The sequence below is a fragment of the Butyricimonas sp. DFI.6.44 genome, from assembly GCF_022132345.1.
In the GTDB taxonomy this organism is placed as follows: domain Bacteria; phylum Bacteroidota; class Bacteroidia; order Bacteroidales; family Marinifilaceae; genus Butyricimonas; species Butyricimonas muris.
Genome location: NZ_JAKNJD010000002.1, coordinates 204,584 through 229,184, shown reverse-complemented (window position 1 = coordinate 229,184; position 24,601 = coordinate 204,584). Strand labels below are relative to the sequence as shown.

The 24,601-nt window shown below is 44.1% G+C and carries 19 protein-coding genes; 15 read left to right on the top strand and 4 right to left on the bottom strand.

The annotated features are described in order from the left end of the window. The first annotated feature begins 8 nt into the window (after positions 1 to 8). The 11 genes from mobC (at position 9) to L0M98_RS04215 (ending at position 14,494) form a co-directional block, all read left to right on the top strand. A complete protein-coding gene (gene mobC, locus L0M98_RS04265; protein WP_227215102.1) occupies positions 9 to 2,018 on the top strand; it encodes a conjugal transfer protein MobC in 2,010 nt (669 codons plus the stop codon). 58 nt (positions 2,019 to 2,076) lie between these two features. Beyond that, positions 2,077 to 3,408: an ATP-binding protein gene (locus L0M98_RS04260; protein WP_227215100.1), complete on the top strand. Its 1,332-nt coding sequence runs from the start codon at positions 2,077 to 2,079 to the stop codon at positions 3,406 to 3,408. 289 nt (positions 3,409 to 3,697) lie between these two features. Then, positions 3,698 to 5,002 carry a DUF4099 domain-containing protein gene (locus L0M98_RS04255; protein ID WP_227215098.1) on the top strand — a complete coding sequence of 435 codons (1,305 nt, stop codon included), beginning with the start codon at positions 3,698 to 3,700 and terminating at the stop codon, positions 5,000 to 5,002. Positions 5,003 to 5,028: 26 nt separating this feature from the next. Continuing rightward, on the top strand, positions 5,029 to 7,116 hold the full coding sequence (locus L0M98_RS04250) for a type IA DNA topoisomerase (protein WP_227215096.1): 2,088 nt from the start codon (positions 5,029 to 5,031) through the stop codon (positions 7,114 to 7,116). A 310-nt stretch (positions 7,117 to 7,426) separates the two neighbouring features. After that, on the top strand, positions 7,427 to 8,311 hold the full coding sequence (locus L0M98_RS04245) for a radical SAM protein (RefSeq protein WP_059026296.1): 885 nt from the start codon (positions 7,427 to 7,429) through the stop codon (positions 8,309 to 8,311). 10 nt (positions 8,312 to 8,321) lie between these two features. Then, positions 8,322 to 8,744: a DUF1934 domain-containing protein gene (locus tag L0M98_RS04240; protein ID WP_059026297.1), complete on the top strand. Its 423-nt coding sequence runs from the start codon at positions 8,322 to 8,324 to the stop codon at positions 8,742 to 8,744. Positions 8,745 to 8,763: 19 nt separating this feature from the next. Next, the gene (asnS, locus tag L0M98_RS04235; RefSeq protein ID WP_149919161.1) at positions 8,764 to 10,107 is read left to right on the top strand and encodes an asparagine--tRNA ligase; all 1,344 of its coding nucleotides are present in this window, start codon (positions 8,764 to 8,766) and stop codon (positions 10,105 to 10,107) included. 18 nt (positions 10,108 to 10,125) lie between these two features. Further along, entirely contained in the window at positions 10,126 to 10,971 is an 846-nt protein-coding gene (locus L0M98_RS04230; protein ID WP_059026299.1) for an RteC domain-containing protein, read from the top strand. A gap of 219 nt (positions 10,972 to 11,190) precedes the next feature. Beyond that, complete coding sequence (locus tag L0M98_RS04225; RefSeq protein ID WP_195438395.1) at positions 11,191 to 11,550, top strand: helix-turn-helix domain-containing protein; 360 nt, start codon at positions 11,191 to 11,193, stop codon at positions 11,548 to 11,550. Continuing rightward, on the top strand, positions 11,513 to 13,558 hold the full coding sequence (locus tag L0M98_RS04220; protein WP_227215094.1) for a bifunctional DNA primase/helicase: 2,046 nt from the start codon (positions 11,513 to 11,515) through the stop codon (positions 13,556 to 13,558). The genes L0M98_RS04225 and L0M98_RS04220 overlap by 38 nt, the downstream gene beginning before the upstream one ends. Before the next feature lie 414 nt (positions 13,559 to 13,972). Then, a complete protein-coding gene (locus L0M98_RS04215) occupies positions 13,973 to 14,494 on the top strand; it encodes a dihydrofolate reductase family protein (RefSeq protein ID WP_227215092.1) in 522 nt (173 codons plus the stop codon). Here the strand turns inward: L0M98_RS04215 and L0M98_RS04210 are convergent. After that, complete coding sequence (locus tag L0M98_RS04210) at positions 14,491 to 14,868, bottom strand: winged helix-turn-helix transcriptional regulator (protein WP_073348143.1); 378 nt, start codon at positions 14,866 to 14,868, stop codon at positions 14,491 to 14,493. The genes L0M98_RS04215 and L0M98_RS04210 overlap by 4 nt on opposite strands. A gap of 171 nt (positions 14,869 to 15,039) precedes the next feature. Between L0M98_RS04210 and L0M98_RS04205 the strand changes: the two genes are divergently transcribed. Continuing rightward, on the top strand, positions 15,040 to 15,939 hold the full coding sequence (locus tag L0M98_RS04205) for a radical SAM protein (protein WP_227215090.1): 900 nt from the start codon (positions 15,040 to 15,042) through the stop codon (positions 15,937 to 15,939). After that, the gene (locus L0M98_RS04200) at positions 15,939 to 16,853 is read left to right on the top strand and encodes a dihydroorotate dehydrogenase (RefSeq protein ID WP_227215089.1); all 915 of its coding nucleotides are present in this window, start codon (positions 15,939 to 15,941) and stop codon (positions 16,851 to 16,853) included. Before L0M98_RS04205 ends, L0M98_RS04200 begins: the two co-directional genes overlap by 1 nt. Positions 16,854 to 17,205: 352 nt before the next feature. On the opposite strand, the gene L0M98_RS04195 is transcribed toward L0M98_RS04200, so the two are convergent. Continuing rightward, entirely contained in the window at positions 17,206 to 17,784 is a 579-nt protein-coding gene (locus L0M98_RS04195; protein WP_227215086.1) for a DNA-3-methyladenine glycosylase I, read from the bottom strand. A gap of 138 nt (positions 17,785 to 17,922) precedes the next feature. Between L0M98_RS04195 and L0M98_RS04190 the strand changes: the two genes are divergently transcribed. Next, positions 17,923 to 18,450, top strand: a complete 528-nt coding sequence (locus tag L0M98_RS04190; protein WP_227215084.1) for a GNAT family N-acetyltransferase — start codon at positions 17,923 to 17,925, stop codon at positions 18,448 to 18,450. A gap of 508 nt (positions 18,451 to 18,958) precedes the next feature. Here L0M98_RS04190 and L0M98_RS04185 read toward each other — a convergent pair. Together L0M98_RS04185 and L0M98_RS04180 are read right to left on the bottom strand one after the other, a co-directional pair. Further along, positions 18,959 to 20,041 carry a trypsin-like peptidase domain-containing protein gene (locus L0M98_RS04185; RefSeq protein ID WP_227215082.1) on the bottom strand — a complete coding sequence of 361 codons (1,083 nt, stop codon included), beginning with the start codon at positions 20,039 to 20,041 and terminating at the stop codon, positions 18,959 to 18,961. Positions 20,042 to 20,062: 21 nt separating this feature from the next. Then, positions 20,063 to 21,421: a YbjN domain-containing protein gene (locus L0M98_RS04180; RefSeq protein WP_227215081.1), complete on the bottom strand. Its 1,359-nt coding sequence runs from the start codon at positions 21,419 to 21,421 to the stop codon at positions 20,063 to 20,065. A gap of 295 nt (positions 21,422 to 21,716) precedes the next feature. Between L0M98_RS04180 and L0M98_RS04175 the strand changes: the two genes are divergently transcribed. After that, the gene (locus L0M98_RS04175; RefSeq protein ID WP_227215079.1) at positions 21,717 to 24,581 is read left to right on the top strand and encodes an ATP-binding protein; all 2,865 of its coding nucleotides are present in this window, start codon (positions 21,717 to 21,719) and stop codon (positions 24,579 to 24,581) included. The last annotated feature ends 20 nt before the right edge of the window (positions 24,582 to 24,601 follow it).

The following is a 24,601-nucleotide window of genomic DNA, read 5'->3' as shown; positions in this document are numbered from 1 at the left end:
TTACAATCATGCAACAGGAAGATGATTTGAGAGGGCTTGCACGGGTCATGGACTTTATGCGGGCAATCAGCATTTTATTCGTGGGAATAAACGTGTACTGGTTCTGTTACTCCACCCTGAAAGAGTGGGGAGTGACCTTTGAAGTGATAGACAAGATACTGTGGAACTTCCAGCGCACCACCGGGTTGTTCTCGTCCGTCCTTTGGACGAAACTTTTTGCGGTGGTGTTCCTCGCCCTGTCGTGCATCGGCACTAAGGGCGTGAAAGAGGAAAAGATAACGTGGACGAAGATACATTGCAGCCTTGCGGCGGGTGTCGTGTTGTTTTTCCTGAACTGGTGGCTGCTGGAACTTCCGCTGCCACACACGGTGGATGCCGTGTTTTATATCGCCACGTTGTCGGTGGGCTATATCTGTATGCTCATGGCAGGTACATGGATGTCCCGGTTGTTGAAAAACAACCTCATGGATGATGTCTTTAATACCGAGAACGAAAGTTTCCAGCAGGAAACAAGGCTTATCGAGAACGAGTATTCGGTAAATCTGCCTACCCGGTTTTACTATAAGAAGAAGTGGAACAACGGCTATATTAACGTTGTAAACGTTTTTCGTGCGAGCATCGTGTTAGGAACGCCGGGCAGTGGGAAATCATACGCAGTAGTAAATAATTACATAAAACAGCAAATCGAAAAAGGTTTTGCGCTCTACCTGTATGATTATAAGTTCCCCGACCTTTCGGAAATCGCTTACAATCATTTACTTAACCACTTGGACGGCTACAAGGTCAAGCCGAAATTTTACGTTATCAATTTTGACGACCCCCGCAAGAGCCACCGATGCAACCCTATAAACGCCAGCTTTATGTCGGACATTGCAGATGCTTATGAAGCCAGTTATACGATTATGCTTAACCTCAATCGCTCTTGGATAAGCAAGCAGGGTGACTTCTTCGTGGAAAGCCCGATTATCCTGCTTGCAGCCATTATTTGGTACTTGCGCATCTATCAGGGCGGCAGGTATTGCACCTTCCCGCACGCCATTGAACTGTTGAACAAGAAATACGCCGATGTTTTCACTATTTTGCGTAGTTATCCCGAACTGGAAAATTATCTTTCTCCATTCGTAGATGCTTGGGAATCAGATGCCCAAGAGCAGTTGCAGGGGCAGATTGCCAGTGCGAAAATCCCACTTTCAAGGATGATTTCACCCGCCCTTTACTGGGTAATGACGGGCGATGATTTTTCGCTGGATATAAACAACCCGAAAGAGCCTAAAATACTGGTAGTCGGCAACAATCCCGACCGTCAGAACATCTATTCAGCGGCACTGGGATTATATAACAGTAGAATAGTGAAGCTGATAAACAAGAAAGGTCAGCTTAAAAGTTCGGTGATAATAGATGAATTACCGACCATATATTTTCGTGGGCTTGACAATTTGATTGCCACCGCCCGAAGCAACAAGGTTGCTGTTTTGCTGGGCTTTCAGGATTACAGCCAGCTTACCCGTGACTACGGGGATAAGGAAAGTAAAGTAATCCAAAATACTGTGGGTAACGTGTTTAGCGGTCAGGTAGTCGGTGAAACAGCGAAAATCCTTTCCGAGCGTTTCGGAAAGGTGTTGCAGAAACGGCAGAGCATGACAATCAACCAGCGGGAGAAATCCACCTCGATAAGCACCCAAATGGACAGCCTGATACCCGCCAGCAAAATATCCAACCTCACGCAAGGTATGTTCGTGGGTGCTGTGGCGGACAATTTCGATGAACGGATAGAGCAGAAGATTTTCCACTGTGAAATCGTGGTGGATAATGAAAAGGTGAAACGGGAAACCGCTCGCTACGTGAAGTTACCGCAGATTATCGACTTCACCGACAAGGACGGCAACGACCGGATGCAGGAAGAGATACAAGCCAACTATGACCGCATCCGTCAGGAAGTCCGGCAGATTGTCGAGGACGAGATAACCCGGATTAAGAACGACCCGGAGCTATGCCACCTTATAAAAGAGGAAGAATAACCGATATTCTTTCCTGACAGACAGTATTTTTACTAATTTTGTAGACAAAGAAATGATTATGAACGAAAACCAAAATACGGAATGGAAAGAAAGCTGGCGTGACGAGTATCTGAAATGGATATGCGGCTTTGCCAACGCCACAGGCGGCAAGATATATATAGGTATGAATGACAACGGTAAGGTAGTCGGCGTTGCCGATGCCGACAAACTGCTGGAGGACATACCGAACAAAGTACGTGACGTGCTGGGTATCATCGTGGACGTGAACCTGCTGGAAGAAAACGGGCTGAAATATATCGAGATTGACGTGCCGCCTTATTCCAATCCTATCAATTATAAAGGTCAGTACCACTATCGCAGCGGCAGCACGAAACAGGAGTTGAAAGGTGCGGCGTTGAACCGTTTTATCCTGCAACGCACTGGTAGGCATTGGGACGAGTTTCCCATAGAGTGGGCAGGCATAGAGGAACTTTCCCCCAGTGCATTAGACCGTTTCCGCAAGGAAGCGGCGAGAAGCGGGCGTGTGGACGAAGATGTGTTGAAAGATACTACCGAAAATTTGCTGCGCGATTTGAGGCTGATTGACACCCAAACCAACCGCCCTACCCGTGCCGCCTTGCTGTTGTTCCACCCCGACCCGGAACGCTTTGTAACCGGGGCTTATATCAAGATAGGTTTCTTCCGGGATGATAAGGGTAACTTAGAGTTTCAGGACGAGGTTCACGGCTCTTTAATGGAGCAGGTGGATAAGGCAATGGATTTGATAAAGACCAAATACCTGATTTACCGCATTTCATACGAGGGCATTTCCCGGCGTGAAACACCGCAGTTCCCGGTGGAAGCTATCAGGGAATCACTGATGAATTGTGTGGCACATAAAGACTATGCCAGTGCCGTACCCATTCAGATTAGCGTGTTCCCCGACCATATCACCTTTTGGAACGCCGGACAGTTACCGGAAAGCTGGACGACCGAAAAACTTTTTGAAAGCCACCCGTCCTCTCCCTATAACCCGCTAATCGCCAACGCCTTTTTCAGAAGCGGGGATATTGAAAGCTGGGGACGTGGCTACAAGCGTATCTTGGAAGCTGTCAGCGCATACAAGTTGTTGCCGCCCAAACTTGAAATGTTAAGCGGTCTGATGATTACCTATTATACCGATATACGTTCGCAGCTATTGGCGCAGCGGGTGGATGAAAGGTATATACCCATTATTGAGTATGCCGCCCAAAATGGGAGTATAAATAATTCAGATGTGCAGAATTTGTTAAATACCAGTAAAACTACTGCTTATCGAATTTTGTCGCAACTGGATAACTGGCTGGAAATACAAGGAACAACAGGAAAAGGCACTCATTATACACTTAAAGGGTTCACAAAGGGTTCATAATTGAATGTTTTTGCTTTTATAAAATGCGAAACTTCCTGTTTAACAAGTATTTGAAAACCATTAAAAGGGTTCACAAAGGGTTCATCGAAAGAGAGTGAAATCAATCACTCTCTTTTTTTATGCCCTTTTCAATTCTGCAACCAATGGTTGCGGAATTTCATCCCACCCGGACAATTTCAGACATCGCAGGACAAATGCGGACACTCTTTTCTGCCTATCCAAATATAGCATATTTAGTCGCTACCTTTGGGCGGGACTATTCCCGTAACCGCTAAAATTTCAATTATTTATGGCAAACAGAATGACCCCGCCCGCAGAGGGGCAGGAAAAAGACGTGCTGCTGGTCTTGGATAAACAGCAGGGCAAGGTGAGTGCCGTCAAGGGTATCGACAAGGAGGGCAATTTGCAGACCGTGCCGCCGACACACGGCGGCGAGTTCATGCAGGTGGACAAGAACAGCGATGTGTTCAGCAACTTCATTTCCAATTTCTTCCGCAAGTTTCAGGACACTTCCGGGCTGGAACTGTTCAGCGTCAGGGCTTCCCAAGCGGAGCAGGACGCAAAGGCAATCGAGGACAACCACCGCAACCCGACACCGGAGGGCGACAAGCGGGCTGAAATGCTTCGAGTACCGAAGCCCGACTTCCACGAGTTCAAGCAGGGCTACCGCTTCGACCCGGCAAAAATCGACTGGGAGAACCTGAAAAAAGTCGGCATCACCGCCGACACCCTGAAAAACACGAATGACTTCGACCGGGTGATGCGTGGCTACAAGTCCCGCAACACCTATACCGTTTCGGGGACGGTGGGCGGCTTCTACCTCAAACCTACCGATGTCAAGCTTTCTTTCTATCAGGCAAAGGACGGCACGGTAGTACCCAAGCTGCACGGCGTGCAGCAGGACGAGAAACTGTTGCAACGCCCGTTCCACGAACACGGGTTCACCAAGCAGGAACAGGGCAACTTGCAAGGCACTGGCAACTTGGGCGGCATCGCCCGAATCAAAGACCCGAAAAGCGGCGAGCAAATCCCCGTGTTCGTCAGCCGGGACAGGTACACGCACGAACTGGAATATATGCGGGCTGACAAGTGGAAATGCCCCGACACCATTTGCGGCGTGCAAGTCAGCCCGGAGCAGAAAGCCGCCTTTGAAGCCGGGCAAGCGGTGAAAATGGAAAACCTGCAATTCAGGGACGGCACACGGCGCAGTGCCTATTTGCAGGTCAGCGCAGTAGAGCGTGGCTTGGAGTTCCTGCCGAAGTCTGCCGTCCAGTTCTTGCAGCCGGGGCAACAGCCCGCAGAGCAGCAGGTAGCCGGGTTAAAGGACGGAAAGGGTGTTGAGTTCAACGGTCATGTGCAGCCCGGCGCACAAGGCAAATCCCCCGACAAGGTGCAGCCGAAAGACGTTACCCCCGCCGCCGAGAGCCGGACGCAGGTAGCGGTCAATTCGGAGGGCAAGACCAACGAAGCCACCAAGCAGGGCAAAGAGCCGTTGAAACAGGGTCAGGACAAGCCCACCGCCAAGCAGAAAGAGAAGCAGGACAAGAGCCTGAAAGCGGACAAGCCCAAGAAGTCCAAAGGAATAAAAATGTAATATCCACCATTAAAAAGTAGAGAATTATGATTGCATTGATAGCAGAAAAGCCCAGCGTGGCAAAGGACATCGCCCGCATCATCGGGGCGACCCAGCGTAATGACGGTTATCTTTCCGGCAATGGGTATATGGTGACATGGGCGTTCGGCCACTTAATCCAGCTTGCCATGCCGGAAGCCTACGGCGTGGCGAACTTCCGCAGGGAGAGCCTGCCCATACTGCCGCCCGATTTCCAGCTAATCCCCCGTCAGGTGAAAGCCGAGAAAGGCTACAAGGCAGACCCCGGCGTTCTGAAACAGTTGAAAGTGATAAAGGAAGTTTTCGACCAATGCGACAAGATTATTGTCGCCACCGATGCCGGGCGTGAGGGTGAATTGATACACCGCTACATCTATAACTATTTGGGCTGTACCAAGCCCTTTGTGCGCCTGTGGATAAGCAGCCTTACCGACAAGGCAATCCGTGAGGGGCTGGATAACTTACAGCCGGGAGAGCGTTACGATAACCTCTACCTCTCCGCCAAGTCCCGCAGCGAAGCGGACTGGCTGGTAGGGATAAACGCCACCCAAGCGTTGAGCGTAGCCGCCGGGCAGGGCGTGTTCTCGCTGGGCAGGGTGCAGACACCCACGCTCGTGATGATATGCAGCCGCTATTTGGAGAACAAGAATTTCGTACCCGCCAAGTTTTGGCAACTCAAAGCGGCGACCGCCAGCGGGGGAATAGTTTTCACCGTCCAATCTACCGCCAAATGGGAGCAACAGCCCGAAGCCATAGCCGCCCTGCAACGGGTAAAGGATGCCGGGCGGCTTTCCGTGAAATCCGTTGAGAGGAAAGAAGTCAGCCAAGAACCGCCGCTTTTGTACGACCTTACCACGCTGCAAAAGGAAGCGAACACGAAGCTGAACTTTTCGGCTGACAAGACGCTTTCCATAGCACAAAGCCTGTATGAAAAGAAAGTGATGTCCTACCCGAGAACCGGAAGCCGCTATATATCGGAGGACGTTTTCGATGAAATGCCGGAGCGTGTCGCCCTGCTGGGGCAATACCCCCGCTTTGCCGGGTATGCCGCCGGGCTGGATGGTGCAGCACTGAACCGCCGCAGCGTAAACGACAGCAAAGTGACCGACCACCACGCCTTAATCATTACCGAGAACCTGCCCGGCGAACTCTCCAAAGACGAGCGGGCGGTTTACGAGCTGGTAGCCGGGCGTATGCTGGAAGCCTTTTCGGGCAAGTGCGTGAAAGACGTTACCACCGCCGTGCTATCGGCGGGAGATACCGATTTCACGGTGAAAGGGTCTGTGATGAAAGTAGCAGGCTGGCGTGCCGTGTTCGGCGAGCAGGAAACGGGCGGGGATGAAGACGCCGCCAGCCTGCCGCCACTCCGAGAGGGCGAAAGCCTGCCGATTTCCAACGTGGAACTGTTGGAGAAGCAGACCAAGCCGAAACCGCTGCACACGGAAAGCAGCCTGCTTGCGGCAATGGAGAACGCCGGAAAGGAACTGGAGGATGCCGAACTGAAAGCCAGCCTGAAAGATGCCGGGATAGGCACGCCCGCCACCCGTGCGGCGATTATCGAAACGCTGTTCGCCCGCCAGTACATCGTGCGTGAGAAGAAGAACCTTGTGCCTACCGACAAGGGGCTTGCCGTTTACAAGATAGTTAAGGACAAGAAGATTGCCAATGTCGAAATGACGGGCATGTGGGAAACCGCCCTTGCCAAGATAGAAGCGGGAAGCATGGATGCCGACACGTTCCGAAAGGGCATCGAGGTGTACGCAACGCAAATCACCGCAGAACTGCTATCGGTGCAGCTATCTGTCGCTACTGGTGAAACCTGTCCCTGCCCCAAATGCAATAACGGGCGCATCCTGTTCTACCCGAAAGTGGCGAAGTGTTCCAACGTGGACTGCACGCTTACCATATTCCGCAACAAGTGCGACAAGCAGCTTTCCGACAAGCAGATTGTCGAACTGGTGACGAAACGCAAGACCGGGCTAATCAAGGGCTTCAAGGGCAAGAACGGCAAGGCTTTCGATGCCTCGCTTGTGCTGGACGAGCAGTTCAATGTCGGTTTTTCATTCCCCGAAAAGAAAGCGAAACCGAAGAAATAGCCTATCTTTGCCACTGAAATTTCATTGTGATAGGTTTTACAACTTATAATAATTGAAATTTTAGTGGTTGCGCCCGGCGGGAACCGGGCGCATTTTCAAAAAACTTTTCAATTTTTTTCTGTTATAACTTCCTAATATACAAAAAGAGTTACCTTTTTGTAACTATCTTACTGTCTTGTAACTTCTTTTTTTATACTAAGTATATTTATATCTTTGCAATCGAAAAAGATACTTAATATATCATGTTTACCACATTGGTATATTTGTTTGGTGTCTTAACAATACATTATTAACTAATAAAAAAAGAATTATGCACTACACTGGAACTATTTGGCGACCGCCTTACGAAGCATACTCAATGCTCATTCAAGTAACAGCTGGATGTACTCACCATTCCTGCAAATTTTGTACTTTATACGAGGATTTACCTTTCAAATTTAGGCTATCACCAATTGAAGAGGTAAAATCGGATTTAAAGGAAGCAAGTTATTATTATAGACACGCACAAAGGGTGTTTTTCACAGGTGCAAACCCATTTGTGCTTAGTGTGAATAAGCTTAAAACACTTGCGAAAATGGTACATCAATACTTCCCTGCTTGTCAGAGTATAGGGTGTTTTGCACGAATTACGGACATTACCCCTAAATCTGTTACAGAATTAAAAGAATTGCGAGAACTTGGATATGATGGAATTACAATCGGAGTTGAAACTGGATATGATGAATCTTTGATTTTCATGAGAAAGGGATTTCTATCAAAGGACATCATTGAGCAATGTAAGAAATTGGAAGAAGCAAATATTACCTATAACTTCTTTTATTTGACAGGAATTTATGGTAGTGGAAAAGGCAAGATGGGTGCAAAGGTAACAGCAGAAATTTTCAATCAGCTTCATCCGCAAATAATTGAATCTTCAATGCTAACAATTTATCCGACTTCGGAACTGTATAAGGAAATACAGGCTGGTAATTGGAAAGAAGAAACTGAAATTGAGAAGTTGGAGGAAATGAAGACTTTGATTGAAAATCTTAAAATTGATGCTCGATTTGTAACGGATGGGGCGTCCAACTTAATTCAGGTTAGAGGCAATTTGAAAACAGATAAACAAAAAATGATTGCTTTTCTAAAACAACAAATAGCAGAGCAAGACGAAGCTTATTTGAGAAGCTATCGTGAAAATCTGCCACATTTATAAAATCTATCTAATGAAAGCGGATATTAGAGTTATAGTAAAAGGTGTTCAACAATATGCTGATTATATTGACGAGATAGTGACTAATGCTATTGGAAAATATTCTATTGTTAATGGTCTGCATATTGTTGAATATCGAGAACTATGTAAAGGTGGACATATCATTGAAAACAAATTGGTAATCAGTAATAAATCTGTTTGTTTATACCGAAGTGGGAGTTTGTTCTCTGAAATGTCTTTCATAGAGGGAGAATGTACGGAATCTGATTATATTAATACAGATGGAGAACTCAATGTAAAAATCAAAACATTGTCTTACCATCCTACAATTGGTGATAACAATATTCATATTGAGTTGAATTATGACTTATTCATAAATAACCAGTTCCTCTCGAATAACTCCCTTACCATATTTATTAATGAAATGGCATTGTAAACTATAATATTATGACTTTATGAAAATAAGAATAATTGATTTGTTGAAAACAACTACCTATAATATTAATGTAAGCGTAAACGGCTGGGTACGAACGCATAGACAAAGTAAAAACATTAGTTTCATTGCAATAAATGATGGTTCAACTGTTCATAATCTGCAAATTGTGGCTGAACATGAAAAGATAAAAAAAGATTTTCTTAAATTGGTAACTACCGGAAGTGCCATTCGGGTAGATGGTATGTTTGTACTATCTACTGGAAATCAGCAGCATGGAGAAATAATAGCCCAAAATATAGTTTTATATGGCACTGCCGACCCACAGGAATATCCTTTACAAAAGAAAGAACACTCGTTAGATTTTTTGCGGAATATTGCTCATTTGCGGATGCGAACAAATATTTTTGGAGCGATATTTAGAGTTCGTCATAATTTAGCTTTTGCTATACATAAATACTTTCATGAAAAAGGTTTTTTCTATTTTAATACTCCCATAATAACTACATCTGATGCAGAAGGAGCAGGAAAATTGTTTGAAGTAACAACGGGTGATAATCAAGATTTTTTTGGTGTCCCGGCGAATCTAACTGTATCAGGGCAATTGGAGGGTGAACTGGGGGCTTTGGGATTAGGGGCTATTTACACATTCGGACCAACTTTTAGGGCTGAAAACTCGAATACTTATCGCCATTTAGCTGAATTTTGGATGGTGGAACCCGAAATGGCGTTTATTGACATCAACGATAACATGGATTTAGCGGAGGACTTCTTGAAATATGTAATTCGCTATGCTATTGAAGCGTGTGAAAGTGATTTGATTTTTTTGAATAATACAGTAAATAGTGGTTTAATCGAAAGGTTACATTCAGTAGTAAATAACAAATTTGTTCGATTGCCATATTCACAAGCAATAGAAATATTGAAACAATCAAACAGAGAATTTGAAATTCCAATAGTGCAAGGCATGGATTTAAGCTCTGAACATGAACGTTTTTTAGTTGAAGAATATTTTTGTTGCCCTATCATTGTTACGGACTATCCTAAAGAAATAAAAGCTTTTTATATGAAGTTGAATGAAGACGGTAAAACTGTACGAGCAATGGATATTTTATTTCCACAGATAGGAGAGATAATAGGAGGTTCCGAGCGTGAATCAGATTACCTGAAATTACGCCAGCGAATGGAAGAATTGGGTATGAATATGAAACAATTATGGTGGTATCTTGAAACACGAAAGTTCGGAACTGTTCCTCATGCAGGATTTGGGTTAGGATTTGAAAGATTAGTGTTATTTGTTACAGGAATGTCAAATATTCGTGATGTGATACCATTTCCACGTACACCGAAAAATGCCAATTTTTAAATCTTTTAAGTTTGAACGGTGCAAAAATACATCAATGAAATATTACTTCGCATTAATGAAGAAATGGAATTGCGTGGTATTGATGAGAATGTCAATACAGAAGATGCATTATATATGATAGACGTTATACGTCCATTGTTTGAAAAATTGCGAGAAATGACTATCGCATACGAATTTCAGAGTGAACAAGAAGAAATTCACTTTTTCAAAGAAATAAAGCCAGATATTCTTGGTAGGTACATATTCTTTCATAAAGTTGTTAGAATTGAAATGAAACGTCCTATTGGCAGTGATGATGTACAGAGAGAATATCTTCATAGCCAATTAAATAGTCTGAAATATTTTTTTGACCAAAATCTTGATTTTTACCAGTATTACCGTTCAAGAGCAACGCATTTAGATACTTATTACTTTGTTCGATATAAAAGTAACTTTCGGTTATGTTTAGATTGCAATTTTTTGGATAAAGACCCTGCTTTTTCAACCGGGTTTGACTATAAAGTGGCAAAAATATTATCTAATGAAATGTTGCGCATATATTTAAATCGCCAGTTACAGTTATTAGATAGAAAAACGCAGATTGCGGAAATACGAACTTCGCTTTCAGATTTTAGTTTAAAATGGACTGGCTCGAAATCTGAAGCAATAGAATGGGGATATGGATTGTTTGCTGCAAAATCCTTGAATTATGGAAATGCTACGATAAAAGAAATTATGGCGTTTATCGAAGCAGCATTTGGCATTGAACTGGGAGATTACTACCGAACCTATTTAAGCCTTAAAAATCGAAAGAAAGACAGAACTGCTTTTTTCACATTCATAGTAGAGCAACTGCAAAAGCGTATGGATGATGATAATCTGTAGATAAGATATTTAGCCAATTAGAAAACTACCATATTATTACCAACTTGGTAGTTTTTCTTTTTATACAGATTAGCAATATGAATAGGACTAAAATATGTAATTTCCCTCTAAAATTCACTCCAAAAGACATTGAGAAAATTTCAACCAAGTTGATATAATCTTGTATTTTTTATCTTAAAGAAAGATGCAATTTTGCGGCAAATCAATTAGTTATCATTTATGGAAATAATAACATTCGAGTCCAAAGCCTATAAAGAACTGGACAATAAGATTACCGCTATTGCCGATTACATCTTCAACCATGCGGAAACGGCAAAACAAAGTGAAGAAGATATGTGGGTGGACAGCTATGAGGTCTGCACGTTCCTGAAAATAAGCGAAAAGACCCTGCAACGCCTGCGGGTATCGGGAACTATCGCCTATTCCAATATCAGGGGACGCTATTTTTACAAGGTCAGCGAGATACGCCGGATGCTGGAAGAACGCCTGATAAGGAGCAACAAGGAGAACATCGACAACTTGATAACCAACCACCAGTTGTATGCTAAGGAAAGAGGAAATCTTAGAAAGAACAAGTAACGGGCTGGCGGTGTTCAAACACTACCTGCCCGGAAACTGGCGCATAGGTCGCAACTTTCTTAACCCGCTGTACGAGGACAGCAAGGCTTCTTGCAACATCTATTTCGACCGCCGGGGTGGCATCTACAAGATGAAAGATTTCGGCAACGACAGTTACAGCGGTGACTGTTTCTTCCTCGTGGGGCAGTTAAAGGGGCTGGACTGCAATAGGGCGGCAGACTTCGTGGAGATACTGGAAATCATCGACCGAGATTTGGGCTTGGGGCTGGCTTCCGGCACTCCAGTTTCCATTCCCCCGGCAACCGTCCGCCGGGCAGTGCCGAACAAACCCGAAGAAAAGCCAGTCAAGCCCTACCACTTCCGGGAACAAAAGTTCCCGCTTGCCGAACTGGTGTACTGGCAACAGTATGGCATCACGCCCGAATTACTGGAACATTACAAGGTCTGTTCACTTCGGGAATATAGCAGCGAAACGGCAGAGGGCAAACCGTACACATACACTTCATCGGTGGCAGAACCTATTTACGGCTACAAGGGGAAACAGCACATCAAGCTGTACCGCCCGTTCTCCACGCCCCGCTTCCTCTACGGCGGCAGCTTCGGCGAAAACTACTGTTTCGGGCTGGAACAACTGCCAGCCAAAGGCGACACGCTATTCATCACGGGCGGCGAGAAAGACGTGCTTTCGCTGGCGGCGCACGGTTTTCACGCTATCTGCTTCAACAGCGAAACGGTGACGATACCGCCCACGCTGGTTTATCGGCTGACGTTTCGCTTCAAGCACATCGTCCTGCTCTTTGACATGGACAAGACGGGCAGGGAAAGCTCACGCAAGCAAGAAAAGCTGTTAGAAGAATTTGGCGTGAAACGCCTGCTGCTGCCGCTTCTGGGAACGAAAGAGGAAAAGGACATATCCGACTACTTCAAAGCCGGGAACACCCGTGAAGATTTCCTGAAACTGTTTATCGAATTTTTAGACAACCTGTATAGCGACACATTGATTATGCTAAAATCATGCGAGATAGATTTCAACAACCCGCCCGCCAAAGCGCAAGAGATTATTTCGGCGGGTGACGTTCCGCTGGGGACACAAGGCAACCTGTTCGGTATCACCGGAGGCGAGGGAACGGGCAAGAGCAATTATGTAGCTGCAATTGTGGCGGGCTGCATCTGTCCGGCTGGTGCGGAAGTAGATACGCTGGGCGTACAGATAACCGCCAACGGCAGGCACAAGGCGGTTTTGCTCTATGATACCGAACAGTCAGAAGTACAACTGTTCAAGAATGTAAGCAACCTGCTGACACGTGCCAAACAGCCGGACAAACCCGATGAACTGAAAGCATTCTGCCTGACGGGTATGTCACGTAAGGAACGCTTACACGCCATAGTACAGAGCATGGATAAATTCTACTACCAGTACGGCGGTATCCAGTTGGTCGTCATCGACGGCATCGCAGACCTTGTAAAGAGTGCTAACGATGAAGCGGAAAGCGTGGCGGTGATAGATGAACTTTATCGGCTGGCGGGTATCTACAACACCTGTATTCTTTGTGTGCTGCACTTCGTTCCGAACGGCTTGAAGTTACGGGGACATTTGGGTAGTGAGTTGCAGCGTAAGGCGGCTACAATCCTTTCGATAGAGAAAGACGAAGAACCCGCCCAGTCGGTGGTAAAAGCTCTGAAAGTAAGGGACGGAAGCCCGTTGGACGTTCCTTTGATGCTCTTTGCATGGGACAAGGAAGCCGGGATGCACGTGTACAAGGGCGAGAAACCACGTGAGGAAAAGGAGAAGCGTAAGGAAAGGGAACTGGTGAATGTCGCACGTGACATCTTCGGTCGGCAGACACGCATCACCTATATAGACCTTTGCGAACAGTTGCAGCAGGTCTTGGACATCAAGGAACGTACTGCAAAGAGTTATATCCGATTCATGCGGGAAAGGGACATCATCACCAAAGACACGGCAAACCAAAGTTTCTTTGTTATAGGTTCATATAATCTTCAATAGAACATAACAAACCATAAACGTATGGACGAAACTTGTGTGGTTCATGTGCTTGTGTCCTGCCATGTTGTGATAACACGGCAGGATTTCTATTATTTGCAAGGTTATTCCAGTGATTTTTACTACTTTTGCAAAAGTAACATAAGAAAATAACGGCGATTGAACAGCTTCGGCTGTGATTTCGTCTTTATATATAACATATACGTTCGCCGAACGTCCCAATGCGAAAACTGGCACTTTTCAAAACGAGGGGATATTCAGCGCAGGATATGCTATGTTTTATCATAGCGTGGTCTTGCCTGTTCCTCGTTTGGGTATTGCCAGTACCTCGCATTGAAGCAGTGTAAGAGCCACGCTTCTTTTTGGGGGTATTGGCGGGCAGTTATCAAAGATTATTAACTGTTAAAACCAATATTTATGGGGCAGATAAAATCATTTATAGCACTATCTCTTGACGGTTTTATTGCGTCTGTCGATGGAGAATTGGATTGGATTCCACAAAGCGTAAGGGCGATACCTAAAAGTTTATTCGAAAATGCTTCTTGCTTATTACTCGGTGCTAATACATACAATTATCTTTTTGAGCATTTAGATGGGCAGGTTTATAAAACAAAGCCTATTTATGTCGTTTCACATTCCGATTATAATATACTCCCCAATAGCAATATTTCATTTCTTACTGAAAAGCCATTGGATGCAATAAGAGGATTAAAGCAGCACCATGAAATATTAGTTATAGGAAGTGCTAAATTATTAACGGAATTAATTCAATTAGAATTATTGGATGAAATAACTATTTGCCATATTCCGGTTTTTGTAGGAAAAGGAATAGGCTTTATCGGAGAAACATTTGGTTCTTATTGGCAGTTAGTAAAATGTCAATCGAATAAGGACGCAATATTTGCGACCTACAACTATAAGAAAAAGCAGGATAGTTAATCATCCTGCTTTTTCTTAATTGATTCCATTTTATTACGATGTTTCAAGATTTCATCGGAATGTTCCAATGCCCATTGGATAATCCCATCTAAAGGCAACATAAGACTTTCACCAAGTGGTGTAAGGCTATACTCTACTTTGGGAGGTATTTCGGGGTATAATTTACGATTTACCAACATATCCGCTTCTAATTTTTTCAATGCTGTAGTCAGCATCTTTTGAGATATGTTAGGAACATTGCGCATTAATTCATTAAAACGCATTGTCCCATTTTTTTGCAATAAGACCAGTATTCTTAAAGACCATTTATCACCAAAACGGTCTATAATACCACACGCTGGACATACCGCTTCTCTATAATGATTTTCTTCCATATTTTTTATCTTTAAATAATTGTCAATCAACAAGAGTTACCTTGTGGTAAGCATCTTACCTTTATGTAAGTTCTTTTTTTATACTAAGTAACTTTATATCTTTGTTTGCGCAAAAGTAACTAAATATATTGGAAATACAAAATTTGGTGTGATTATAAAATGGATAAATCAATGGAATTAAAAAGAATGCAATTTACTGGTTCTGTTTGGAGACCGCCTTACGAAGCAAATTCACTATTGCTTCAAGCCACTATAGGATGTTCACATCATAGGTGTAAATTCTGTAGTTTGTATAAAGACACGCAGTTTAGAGTTGCTTCCCGTGAGGAAGTTGAAAGGAATTTAGAAATAGCCCAGCTATATCAACCAAAGGCACGAAGAGTATTTTTAACTGGTGCAAATCCGTTTGTACTTAGCTTTGAAAAGCTGAAAATACTTGCCACTTTAATAAAGATATATCTTCCGGAAGTGCAAAATATCGGCTGTTTCGCTCGAATTAGCGATATAAAACAAAAGACAATAGAGCAATTGATGGAATTACGTCAATTAGGATATGACCGGATTTCTATCGGGACAGAAAGTGGAGATAATATTACGCTGTCACAAATGAATAAAGGGTATTCTGTTATGGATATTGTTGAACAATGTCGAAAATTGGAGAATGCTGGCATTGAATATAATTTCACGTATTTGATTGGGCTTGCAGGAAAGGGACAAGGGGAACGCAATGCTATTAATACGGCTGATACCTTTAGTTTGTTGCATCCGTATATTATCAATGTACTTTCTTTAACCGTATTTCCCGATACAGTTCTTTATGAGGAAATAGGAACGGGGACATTTGTTGATGCATCGGAATATGAACGGATAGAAGAAATGGAAATGTTTATTGAACGATTCCAACCGTCTAATTGTGTTCATCTTTTAGCAAACACTGTATCTAATCCCATACCTTTTATTGGAGTTCTACCCAAAGAAAGAGAACGGATATTAAAAGAAATACAGTCCATTAAAAATAATTTCCGGGAAGAGGATTTAAGAGATTATCGTAAACACATAAAATCGTTATAATGGCAAAATTAGAAACAAAAATAAGTGGTATTGATTTTAAAAATCCTGTAACAGTTGCATCGGGAACTTTTGGATATGGAACGGAGTTTTCAGATTTCTTTGATGTGTCTTTATTAGGAGGAATATTTGTAAAAGGAACAACACTGTATGCGCAAGAGGGTAATCCGTACCCTCGAATGGCGGAAACTCCATCAGGAATGTTGAATGCAGTTGGGCTTCAAAATAAAGGTGTAGATTATTTTGTGAATAATATATATCCAACAATAAAAGACATAGATACAAATATGATTGTAAATGTTGGAGGAACGACCATCGAATCTTATGTAAAATGTGCCGAAACAGTAGCTACATTAGATAAAATTCCGGCAATAGAGTTAAATATAAGTTGTCCGAATGTAAAACATGGAGGTATGGAGTTTGGAGTAACAACTAAAGGTGCAGCATCCGTTGTTAATGCAGTCAGACAGGTTTACAATAAGCCGTTGATTGTTAAGCTATCCCCAAATGTAACAAATATTGCAGATATTGCTAAAGCAGTAGAAGATGCAGGGGCAGACGCTATTTCTATGATAAATACAATTATGGGGATGGCTATTGACATAAATTCTCGTAAACCTATCTTATCTACTGTAACTGGTGGGTTGTCCGGCTCTTGCATCAAACCTGTTGCATTACGAATGGTTTGGCAAACATATAAGGCTGTTAAAGTTCCGATTATAGGTTTAGGTGGAATATCGTCATGGCAAGATGCAATAGAATTTTTCCTTGCTGGTGCTACCGCTATTCAAATAGGGACATATAATTTTATAGACCCGACTATAAGCCTAAAAGTAATAAACGGCATCAATTCATATCTTGACGAAAATGGTTTTTCTGATATACAGGATTTGACAGGTGCATTAGGAGAGATTTAAGCCAAAATCTTAGTGCAAGGTGCAAGTATATATTTATATATATAGCTTGCACCTTGCACTAACCGCAGAATATTTATTTTCAATGATTTGCATATTTCAAAAGAAAGCCATATCTTTGAATCCGAAAGTTAGGCAGACAAACAGCGGTCAAAGTTGGACAGGCTTAACGGTTGAAAATCGTTACTGTTTCGTTACCTATTTGAAATTTTGAAAGCAAAGTAGCTGACACATAAGCGGTTAGAGTTATAGGTTCAAAATCCTCTCTCTCCGCGAAAGCAAGTCACTGAAAGAGAGTTAGTACACGAAAACTGACTCTCTTTTTGTATCTAAAGGGATTCGAACCCTTTCTAATTCATACATTATCTTTCCGGCAAATGCAATCCGTCAGGTGGTCGTTGATAAACCCCGAAGCCTGCAAGTGGGCGTAACAAATCGTCGTTCCGAAGAATTTGAAGCCGCGCTTTTTCATATCCTTGCTCATCGCGTCGGACACGGGAGAAGATGCCGGGATATCACTCAATGACCGCACGGTGTTGATAATCGGTTTTCTGTCGGGAAAGAAAGAGAGCGTATAGTCGTAGAAACTCCCGAACTCCTTTTGCAACGCAAGGAACAATCTCGCGTTGGTGATTGTCGATTTGATTTTCAGGCGGTTTTTCACGATGCCGTCAAACTGCATCAACCGCTCGACATCTTCATCAGTCATTCGTGCCACCCGCCCGGCATCGAAATCACAAAAAGCCTCACGATATCCTTCCCGCTTCCGAAGAATGGTTATCCAACTCAACCCGGCTTGGGCACTCTCCAGTACAAGAAACTCGAATAGCTTCTTGTCATCGGTTACTAACCTTCCCCATTCCTCGTCATGGTATTTCACGTACAACTCATCGGTTCCGCACCAACCACAGCGTTCGTTTACTATATCTTGCATAATCATATTACATGTTTTCGAGTTTAATTATCCGGTAAATATAGCGTATATTTACCGGATAGTAAAAACAATTACCGAATAGCGAGTAATTTCCCTACCTTTGTCCTCAAACTTATAAATAATCAACGTCAGGCAAACATGGAAAATATAAGTATTCAAAGAGTGACTTCCGGTGATATCCGTCGGTTACAGGAAATCGGCAGGCAGACTTTCTCCGAAACATTTGCCGAGGTAAATACTGCCGAAGACATGGAGAAATACCTGCAAGAGAGCTTCTCTTCAGAAAAATTGTCGGAAGAACTTCATGACCGGAACTCGGAGTTCTACTTCGCGGCTGTTGACGACCATATTATCGGTTATTTGAAACTGAACTTCGGGGCGTCCCAAACGGAACTGAAAGACTGCAAGGCGCTGGAGATAGAACGGATTTACGTGCTACGGGAATTTCACGGGAAAAAAGTCGGGCAACTACTTTACGAAAAAGCCATACAAGTGGCAAAGCAGATGAACGTCGATTATATCTGGCTGGGAGTCTGGGAAGAGAACCCGAGAGCCATAAAATTTTACAAGAAAAACGGCTTTGTCGCATTCGACAAACATATTTTCAAGTTGGGTAACGACGAACAAACCGATATTATGATGAAACTGCAATTGGAAAAACACTGAACGCGAAAAACTGTCGGACTACAGCCTCGCTAAAAAACGATAACTTGCCGAAGACAAAATTCGTCCATTCGTCGATAAAATCAGCCTATTCGTTGATTATATTTTGAAGATCGGGTATTCGGTTATACTTTTACTACACAACTAAAAATAGAAACAAGAGAATAGTGTTTATCATTAAACTTAGACGGCAATAAAGTTTGCAACCACCAGAGGCGGGCGGCACACACAACCCCTCCAATTGATATTCATCCCAACACAAAATTGGTACCTGTGCCACCGCCTCATTTCTTTTCAAAATAACACGGCGAGCCGGGAGGAAGTTCTTTGATTAGGTGATTTAATAAAGCGTTGCTCGTGCGGCAGGAATCATTCAATCTAAAATCTCTAAATCTAAAATTAATAAACTCCTCCGTCTGCTTCGCAGCCACCTCCTCTATAAACAGAGGAGGTGCTGGAATACAGTCTTAAACGCCAGAGAAGCAACTTGTAACTTGCCGAAGGCGCCCCCCTAAATGGCGTCCTTCTTCGCGTATTCGGAGAATTCACAACCGAAGGTGTCGGCGAGGTAATTATCCAATTCGTCGGCTTTGAAAGCCATATTTGTCAAGTTTTTCTGAACTTCCTCGCCGTATTCGGAGAACACATCCGAGATATGTACCCGATAGGAAATGTAAATCTGATTACCGTCCAAACCGAATTGATAAGGACGCACGTCCGCGTTGAGCAAGTATGAAAGCACGGGTTCGAGATTCTTTTTCGGCAACACGTTGAGCGGTGAAGTGCAGAACAGGTATTGGCGATTGTAAACAAACATACGGATCTCGGAACTTCCTTTATGGAATACCCAACTCTCGTATCCCACGCGGGCAAGCACGGGATTAATGCCCATCGCCCCGATGGCTTCCTCGCAGAACACGGCAAGGTCGGTCAACGTTCTTTCCTTGAACACGTTTTCCGGCAATTTGTCACCGCAAGAGGGGCAATATTCTTCCTCCTCGGATATGAACTCGTCGCAACTGTTACACTGCACGTTAAATATCGAGGTATCGAGGTCGGCAATCTGCTCGAGCAACTCGCGCAAAGAGGCAACCGGAATACCGAATCCCATGTTATCGGCATTATTGAGTTTACTTACCGTGATAGCCACCAGCTCGTTGCTGTCGTTGAACATCGGTCCCCCGCTGTTACCGGGATTCACTGCCGCGTCGGTCTGGATATAGTAACTGTCATTCATCAACTGACGGGGCGAAGATACAGTACCCTCGGTAACCGTGAAAGGCATACCGAAAGGATATCCAGCCACGTTGATTCTCTGCCCGATAGAAACTTCGTCGAGGGCGGATAACGCGATCTCGGGAAGCGCGGAGAAATCACCGTCCGCTTTCAGTAAAGCGATATCGCGCGCGGGATTGACCAATACCACACGGGCGTAAAATCTGTTTTTGTCGTTATCTTGCAGAGCCACTTCACGGAACCCTTCCACGACATGATAATTTGTTACAAATAAATCATAGTTTTTCAGGTAGAAACAACTGCCTGATCCGCCGGCATGGTTTACTTTATAGACGGCTTTAAATATATTCTGTTCCATAATGTCAAAATTTCATCCTTGTTATTGATTGTTTCCCAACCCGGCAGCCAGTTCCTGTACTCTACGCGTGTATTCCTCCACGCTAATCTGCCCTTGCATCATCTGCATCTGCAAAGTCTGCACGTTGGCCAGATATTCCTGCATACCGCCCTGCATGGCTTGTTGCATTGCCTGTTGCATATTCTGGGCTACCTGATTCATATCCACGTTAGCGAAAGCGTTGTTCACCATCGTTCCGAAATCCACGTCCTCGTCATCATCATCCGCGTCGAGTTCTCCTTCCATGATGTTATCCATTGCCTCGTGAAGAATCCGCGCCGCCTCATCCCACGGCATGGCCGAAGTCTTCGTCAACGCTCTCGTTACAACAGTATTCACGTCGTCCTGCACGTCATTGTAGAAATACATCTCGTAGAACTTGTACACGATCATCAAGCAACACGTCTGGTAATCCCTCGCCTCGAACGCTTGGGTGGCGCGGTCGTATGTTCCCTCGAAATTCTCCTGTATATTCTTTAGATTGGAACGACGTTTCGGAGAGATAAAAGTTTCCACGAAATACAAGTCTTCCGCCAATTCTTCTTTCGTCATTGCTTGGACACGGGCAACCACGGACTTACCGTAATTCACCACTTCCGGCAGCGGGATGTCCTCCCGGTCCATTTCCCTAACCGCTTTATTCAAGTCATTGAGTAACTGTCCTTGCGGGTGAGCGTAGTAAAGGATTTTCAACAGGGTAGTGTCGAGCACGTTCCACGCGAAACCGTATTTACGGTCAGCCTCGAAGCCTTTCACCGCGTCCATACATTCCCGACAACTCAACTGAATGACCTCGTACACGTTATCAAGCGTTTCCGCGTCGAAAGGCGTTACCTTGGGTTCATAAATACGTACTGCCCCGAACTTCGTTTCGAACTCGTCGTCGTATTTATCTCCCGTGCGGCATATCTCTTCCAACACGTAATACATCTTGTAAGGCTGTGCTAACGCAAGCGGGCAGCTGTATTTGAAGAACAGTTTTTCATCCCGCAACTCAATCTGTGCCAGATCCATGTCATTAAAATTCAAGCCTGCTACCTGACGCAACAAAGGTACTCTGCCTTTGTCCGGCAATGCAAGGAACGGTGCCATAACGTTTACTTGCCCGTCCTCGATCTTTATCGATACCACGATCGAACCGTGCGGAACGTTAAACTCTGTTCCTGCCGAATTACCGTATTTCTCCCGCAAGTCCGGGTTCACGTAATCGAGCAAGGTATGGAAAGCTTTCAGGTAATCTCCGTTCTCGAAGGCTTCCAAGCTTTCGTCGAAGGCATCGACGTTGATTTTACTTTCCGTTGATGTTATCGTGGAAAGATTAAATGTCAAGGTTTGTTTCATGACTTATAAGGTATTAAATAATTAATAACAACTTCACGCACTCATCCACGCCATACACGCGGAAAGTGCGATAAAAGTAGGGAAAAATCTTTTCCCTTCACAGACTGGCGAAAGTTTTTTTTGTTTTCTCTGTAAATATCATCATATTTGATTCGTCCGCAGGACAGGGCAAAACACGGAAGATTAATAAAAGCCTTTTCACAACTAAATAGTGGTATTTTGAGATTAATTATTTACTTTTGCCGGGAAATAGATTGGCAAAATAGAATAGATCCCATTTCCAAAAGACGTGATTATGTCAAAAACAGGTAATACCACTATCTCGAATAGCGAATTAGAGAGTTTGCGAGAAAAAGAACTTATACTCCAAGAACTGCAAAAAACAGCCAAGATCGGGTGGTGGAAAGTGAATTTCGAAACACATGAAATCCAATGCTCGGATTACGTGGTGGATATACTGGGACTTAAAGGGAACACGCTAACAACAAATCAAGTTCTGAACTTGATTAACGAGAAATACCGTCAACGGGTGAGCGCAAACCTCCCGCACTTGAGAAACCAAAACTTCTACGATGAAATATTCCCTATTATGACAAGATTCGGGGAAATGTGGATACATTCCAAAATCGGGAATAGAGTCATTGAAGAGGACGGGACGGTCACGGCTACCGGTTATTCCAAGATTCTGGAAGAAGAAGAGAATATTCTCATATCAAAAGCAAGAGAAGAGAACCAGTTGAAAGAACTGATGTTACGCCAGTATTCCCTGTCACAATCCTTATCCAAATTTCTTAAAAACCCGGATTCAGACCAAGTGATTACCGATACGTTGAAAGAGGTTCTTAAACAATTTGACGGGGATAGAACCTATATTTTCAAGTACGATAAAAAAAAGGACACGCAAAGTTGTATATACGAGGCGACAAAACCCGGCGTGCAACCGGAAATAGATACATTACAAGACATGGATTCCAATCATATCGGGTGGTGGAGCAAACAGATACTCAATAATATCCCGATTATTATCAATCATCTCGACGAGTTGCCCCCCGAGGCAGAAACGGACAGACAAGTACTGGCACGTCAGAATATTGCCTCCCTGTTGGTCATTCCCCTCGCCTCCAGCGACGGGATATGGGGATACATGGGCATCGACATCGTCAATCGTCCCCGCTTGTGGACTCACATCGATAAAGAATGGTTTTTCGCCATATCGAATATCATCAATATTTGTATAGAATTACGCACCTCGGAGAGAGAAGCACGGGAACAACAACAATATTTACAAAAACTATACGATCACATACCTATCGGCTATCTCCGTTTGCAACTGATTTATGACGAGAACGGACAACCGTGCGATTTTAAATACCTTGACTCCAATCCCGCTTTCAACAGAATATCAGGAACACCCCCGAATTATTTCGACGGTAAAAATGCCAAAGATTTCGGAATAGAAGATCCAGAGAGCTTGCTCCGCCTGCATAATATCGTTTTGCAAAAGCAAGCAACGGAAAGCACCCGATTCATGGAAAAAACAGGTTTACAATACCGCCTGACTCTTTATTCGCCGGGAGAAAACGAGGTTGTGGCCTTATTCACGGATATCACGGAGCAACAAAAAGCGATCAAAGCACTCCGGCACAGCGAGGAAGCCCTGCGCAATATATATAAAAACATCCCCGTGGGTATCGAAATATATGACAAGAACGGTGATCTGCTCGACTTGAACGACATAGAAGCCGAGATGTTCGGTTTCAACCGGAAAGAAGACGTGCTCGGGGTGAACTTGTTCGAAAACCCCAATCTTCCGGCAGATAAACTGGAAGAACTACGGCAGGGTAAAGAGATCATGTTTCCGCTTATATACAAATTCTCGAAGATCGACAAGGTATATTACAGCACAAAATACACGGGAAGCAAGAACTTGACCGTGAAAGGTACCTGCCTTTATGACACAAACCATAACGTTGAGAATTACTTGCTTATCGTGATAGACAACACGGAAGCGTTCGAGAACTACCGGAAGATCGAAGAATTTGAAACCTTATTCAACAATATCGCTGAATTTTCCAAAGTGGGTATATGCAGGTGGAACCCGTTACAAAAGACATTCTTCGGCTCGGATGTCTGGTTTTACAACCTCAACCAACAACCCCGTCATGTTCAGGATATCGAGGATGTCCACGAGTTCGTATGCCCCGAGGACACCGTGAAATTGCAAGGGTTTCACCAGCAAGTACTGGAAGGGAAAAGCCGGGAATTCGCGGACGAGGTGAGAGTGCGGGTCGGGCAAGAATGGCGCTGGTTACGTGTCCGCTTTAAAGTCAAAGAATACAACCCGCAAAACGAGATAATCGAAGTGATCGGGTTGAATATAGATATTACCGAATCGAAAGAAACGGAACAGCACCTTCTGAAAGCCAAGTTACGGGCGGAAGAATCCGACCGGTTGAAGTCCGCGTTTCTCGCTAACATGAGTCATGAAATACGTACCCCGTTGAATGCCATCGTGGGGTTCTCGGCTCTCGTCGCGGAAACGGAAAGTATAGAAGAACGGGAACAATATCTTTCCGTTATCCAGAAAAACAATGAACTGCTCCTGCAATTGATTTCCGATATATTGGATCTCTCGAAGATCGAAGCCGGGACATTTGATATTTCTCTCGCTGTTTTTGATGTCAATAACCTGTGCAAGGAAGTCGTTTGCCTGCACACGATGAAATTAACGACAGAGGACGTGACACTCTCGTTTGAGGAGCATATTCCCCGATGTTTTATTTATAGTGACAGAAACCGGATCGCTCAAATCTTATCCAACTTTATCAATAACGCGATCAAATTCACGGAAAAGGGAAGCATCCGCCTCGGGTACCATGTCACGGGCGAACGCATCGAATTTCACGTGCAGGACACGGGAATCGGCATCCCAAAAGAAAATATCGGGCACGTGTTCGAACGTTTCGTGAAACTCAACTCGTTTATACGAGGCACGGGGTTGGGGCTGCCTATCTGCAAAAGCATTATCGAGAAGTTGGGCGGAGAAATCGGGGTGGAATCAACCGTGGGCAAAGGATCTCGTTTCTGGTTCAGCTTACCCTATAATCCGACAATGGAACCCAAAGAAATTGATGAGCAAGCGTTGTTTTTACCGGATTAATTTCCCTATTTTTGCACGAG

Bases quoted from the DNA above. Each gene is read 5' to 3' on its own strand.
- mobC (WP_227215102.1), top strand. From the start codon at position 9: ATGCAACAGGAAGATGATTTGAGAGGGCTTGCACGGGTCATGGACTTT.
- L0M98_RS04260 (WP_227215100.1), top strand. From the start codon at position 2,077: ATGAACGAAAACCAAAATACGGAATGGAAAGAAAGCTGGCGTGACGAG.
- L0M98_RS04255 (WP_227215098.1), top strand. From the start codon at position 3,698: ATGGCAAACAGAATGACCCCGCCCGCAGAGGGGCAGGAAAAAGACGTG.
- L0M98_RS04250 (WP_227215096.1), top strand. From the start codon at position 5,029: ATGATTGCATTGATAGCAGAAAAGCCCAGCGTGGCAAAGGACATCGCC.
- L0M98_RS04245 (WP_059026296.1), top strand. From the start codon at position 7,427: ATGCACTACACTGGAACTATTTGGCGACCGCCTTACGAAGCATACTCA.
- L0M98_RS04240 (WP_059026297.1), top strand. From the start codon at position 8,322: ATGAAAGCGGATATTAGAGTTATAGTAAAAGGTGTTCAACAATATGCT.
- asnS (WP_149919161.1), top strand. From the start codon at position 8,764: ATGAAAATAAGAATAATTGATTTGTTGAAAACAACTACCTATAATATT.
- L0M98_RS04225 (WP_195438395.1), top strand. From the start codon at position 11,191: ATGGAAATAATAACATTCGAGTCCAAAGCCTATAAAGAACTGGACAAT.
- L0M98_RS04220 (WP_227215094.1), top strand. From the start codon at position 11,513: ATGCTAAGGAAAGAGGAAATCTTAGAAAGAACAAGTAACGGGCTGGCG.
- L0M98_RS04215 (WP_227215092.1), top strand. From the start codon at position 13,973: ATGGGGCAGATAAAATCATTTATAGCACTATCTCTTGACGGTTTTATT.
- L0M98_RS04210 (WP_073348143.1), bottom strand. From the start codon at position 14,868: ATGGAAGAAAATCATTATAGAGAAGCGGTATGTCCAGCGTGTGGTATT.
- L0M98_RS04205 (WP_227215090.1), top strand. From the start codon at position 15,040: ATGGAATTAAAAAGAATGCAATTTACTGGTTCTGTTTGGAGACCGCCT.
- L0M98_RS04200 (WP_227215089.1), top strand. From the start codon at position 15,939: ATGGCAAAATTAGAAACAAAAATAAGTGGTATTGATTTTAAAAATCCT.
- L0M98_RS04195 (WP_227215086.1), bottom strand. From the start codon at position 17,784: ATGCAAGATATAGTAAACGAACGCTGTGGTTGGTGCGGAACCGATGAG.
- L0M98_RS04190 (WP_227215084.1), top strand. From the start codon at position 17,923: ATGGAAAATATAAGTATTCAAAGAGTGACTTCCGGTGATATCCGTCGG.
- L0M98_RS04185 (WP_227215082.1), bottom strand. From the start codon at position 20,041: ATGGAACAGAATATATTTAAAGCCGTCTATAAAGTAAACCATGCCGGC.
- L0M98_RS04180 (WP_227215081.1), bottom strand. From the start codon at position 21,421: ATGAAACAAACCTTGACATTTAATCTTTCCACGATAACATCAACGGAA.
- L0M98_RS04175 (WP_227215079.1), top strand. From the start codon at position 21,717: ATGTCAAAAACAGGTAATACCACTATCTCGAATAGCGAATTAGAGAGT.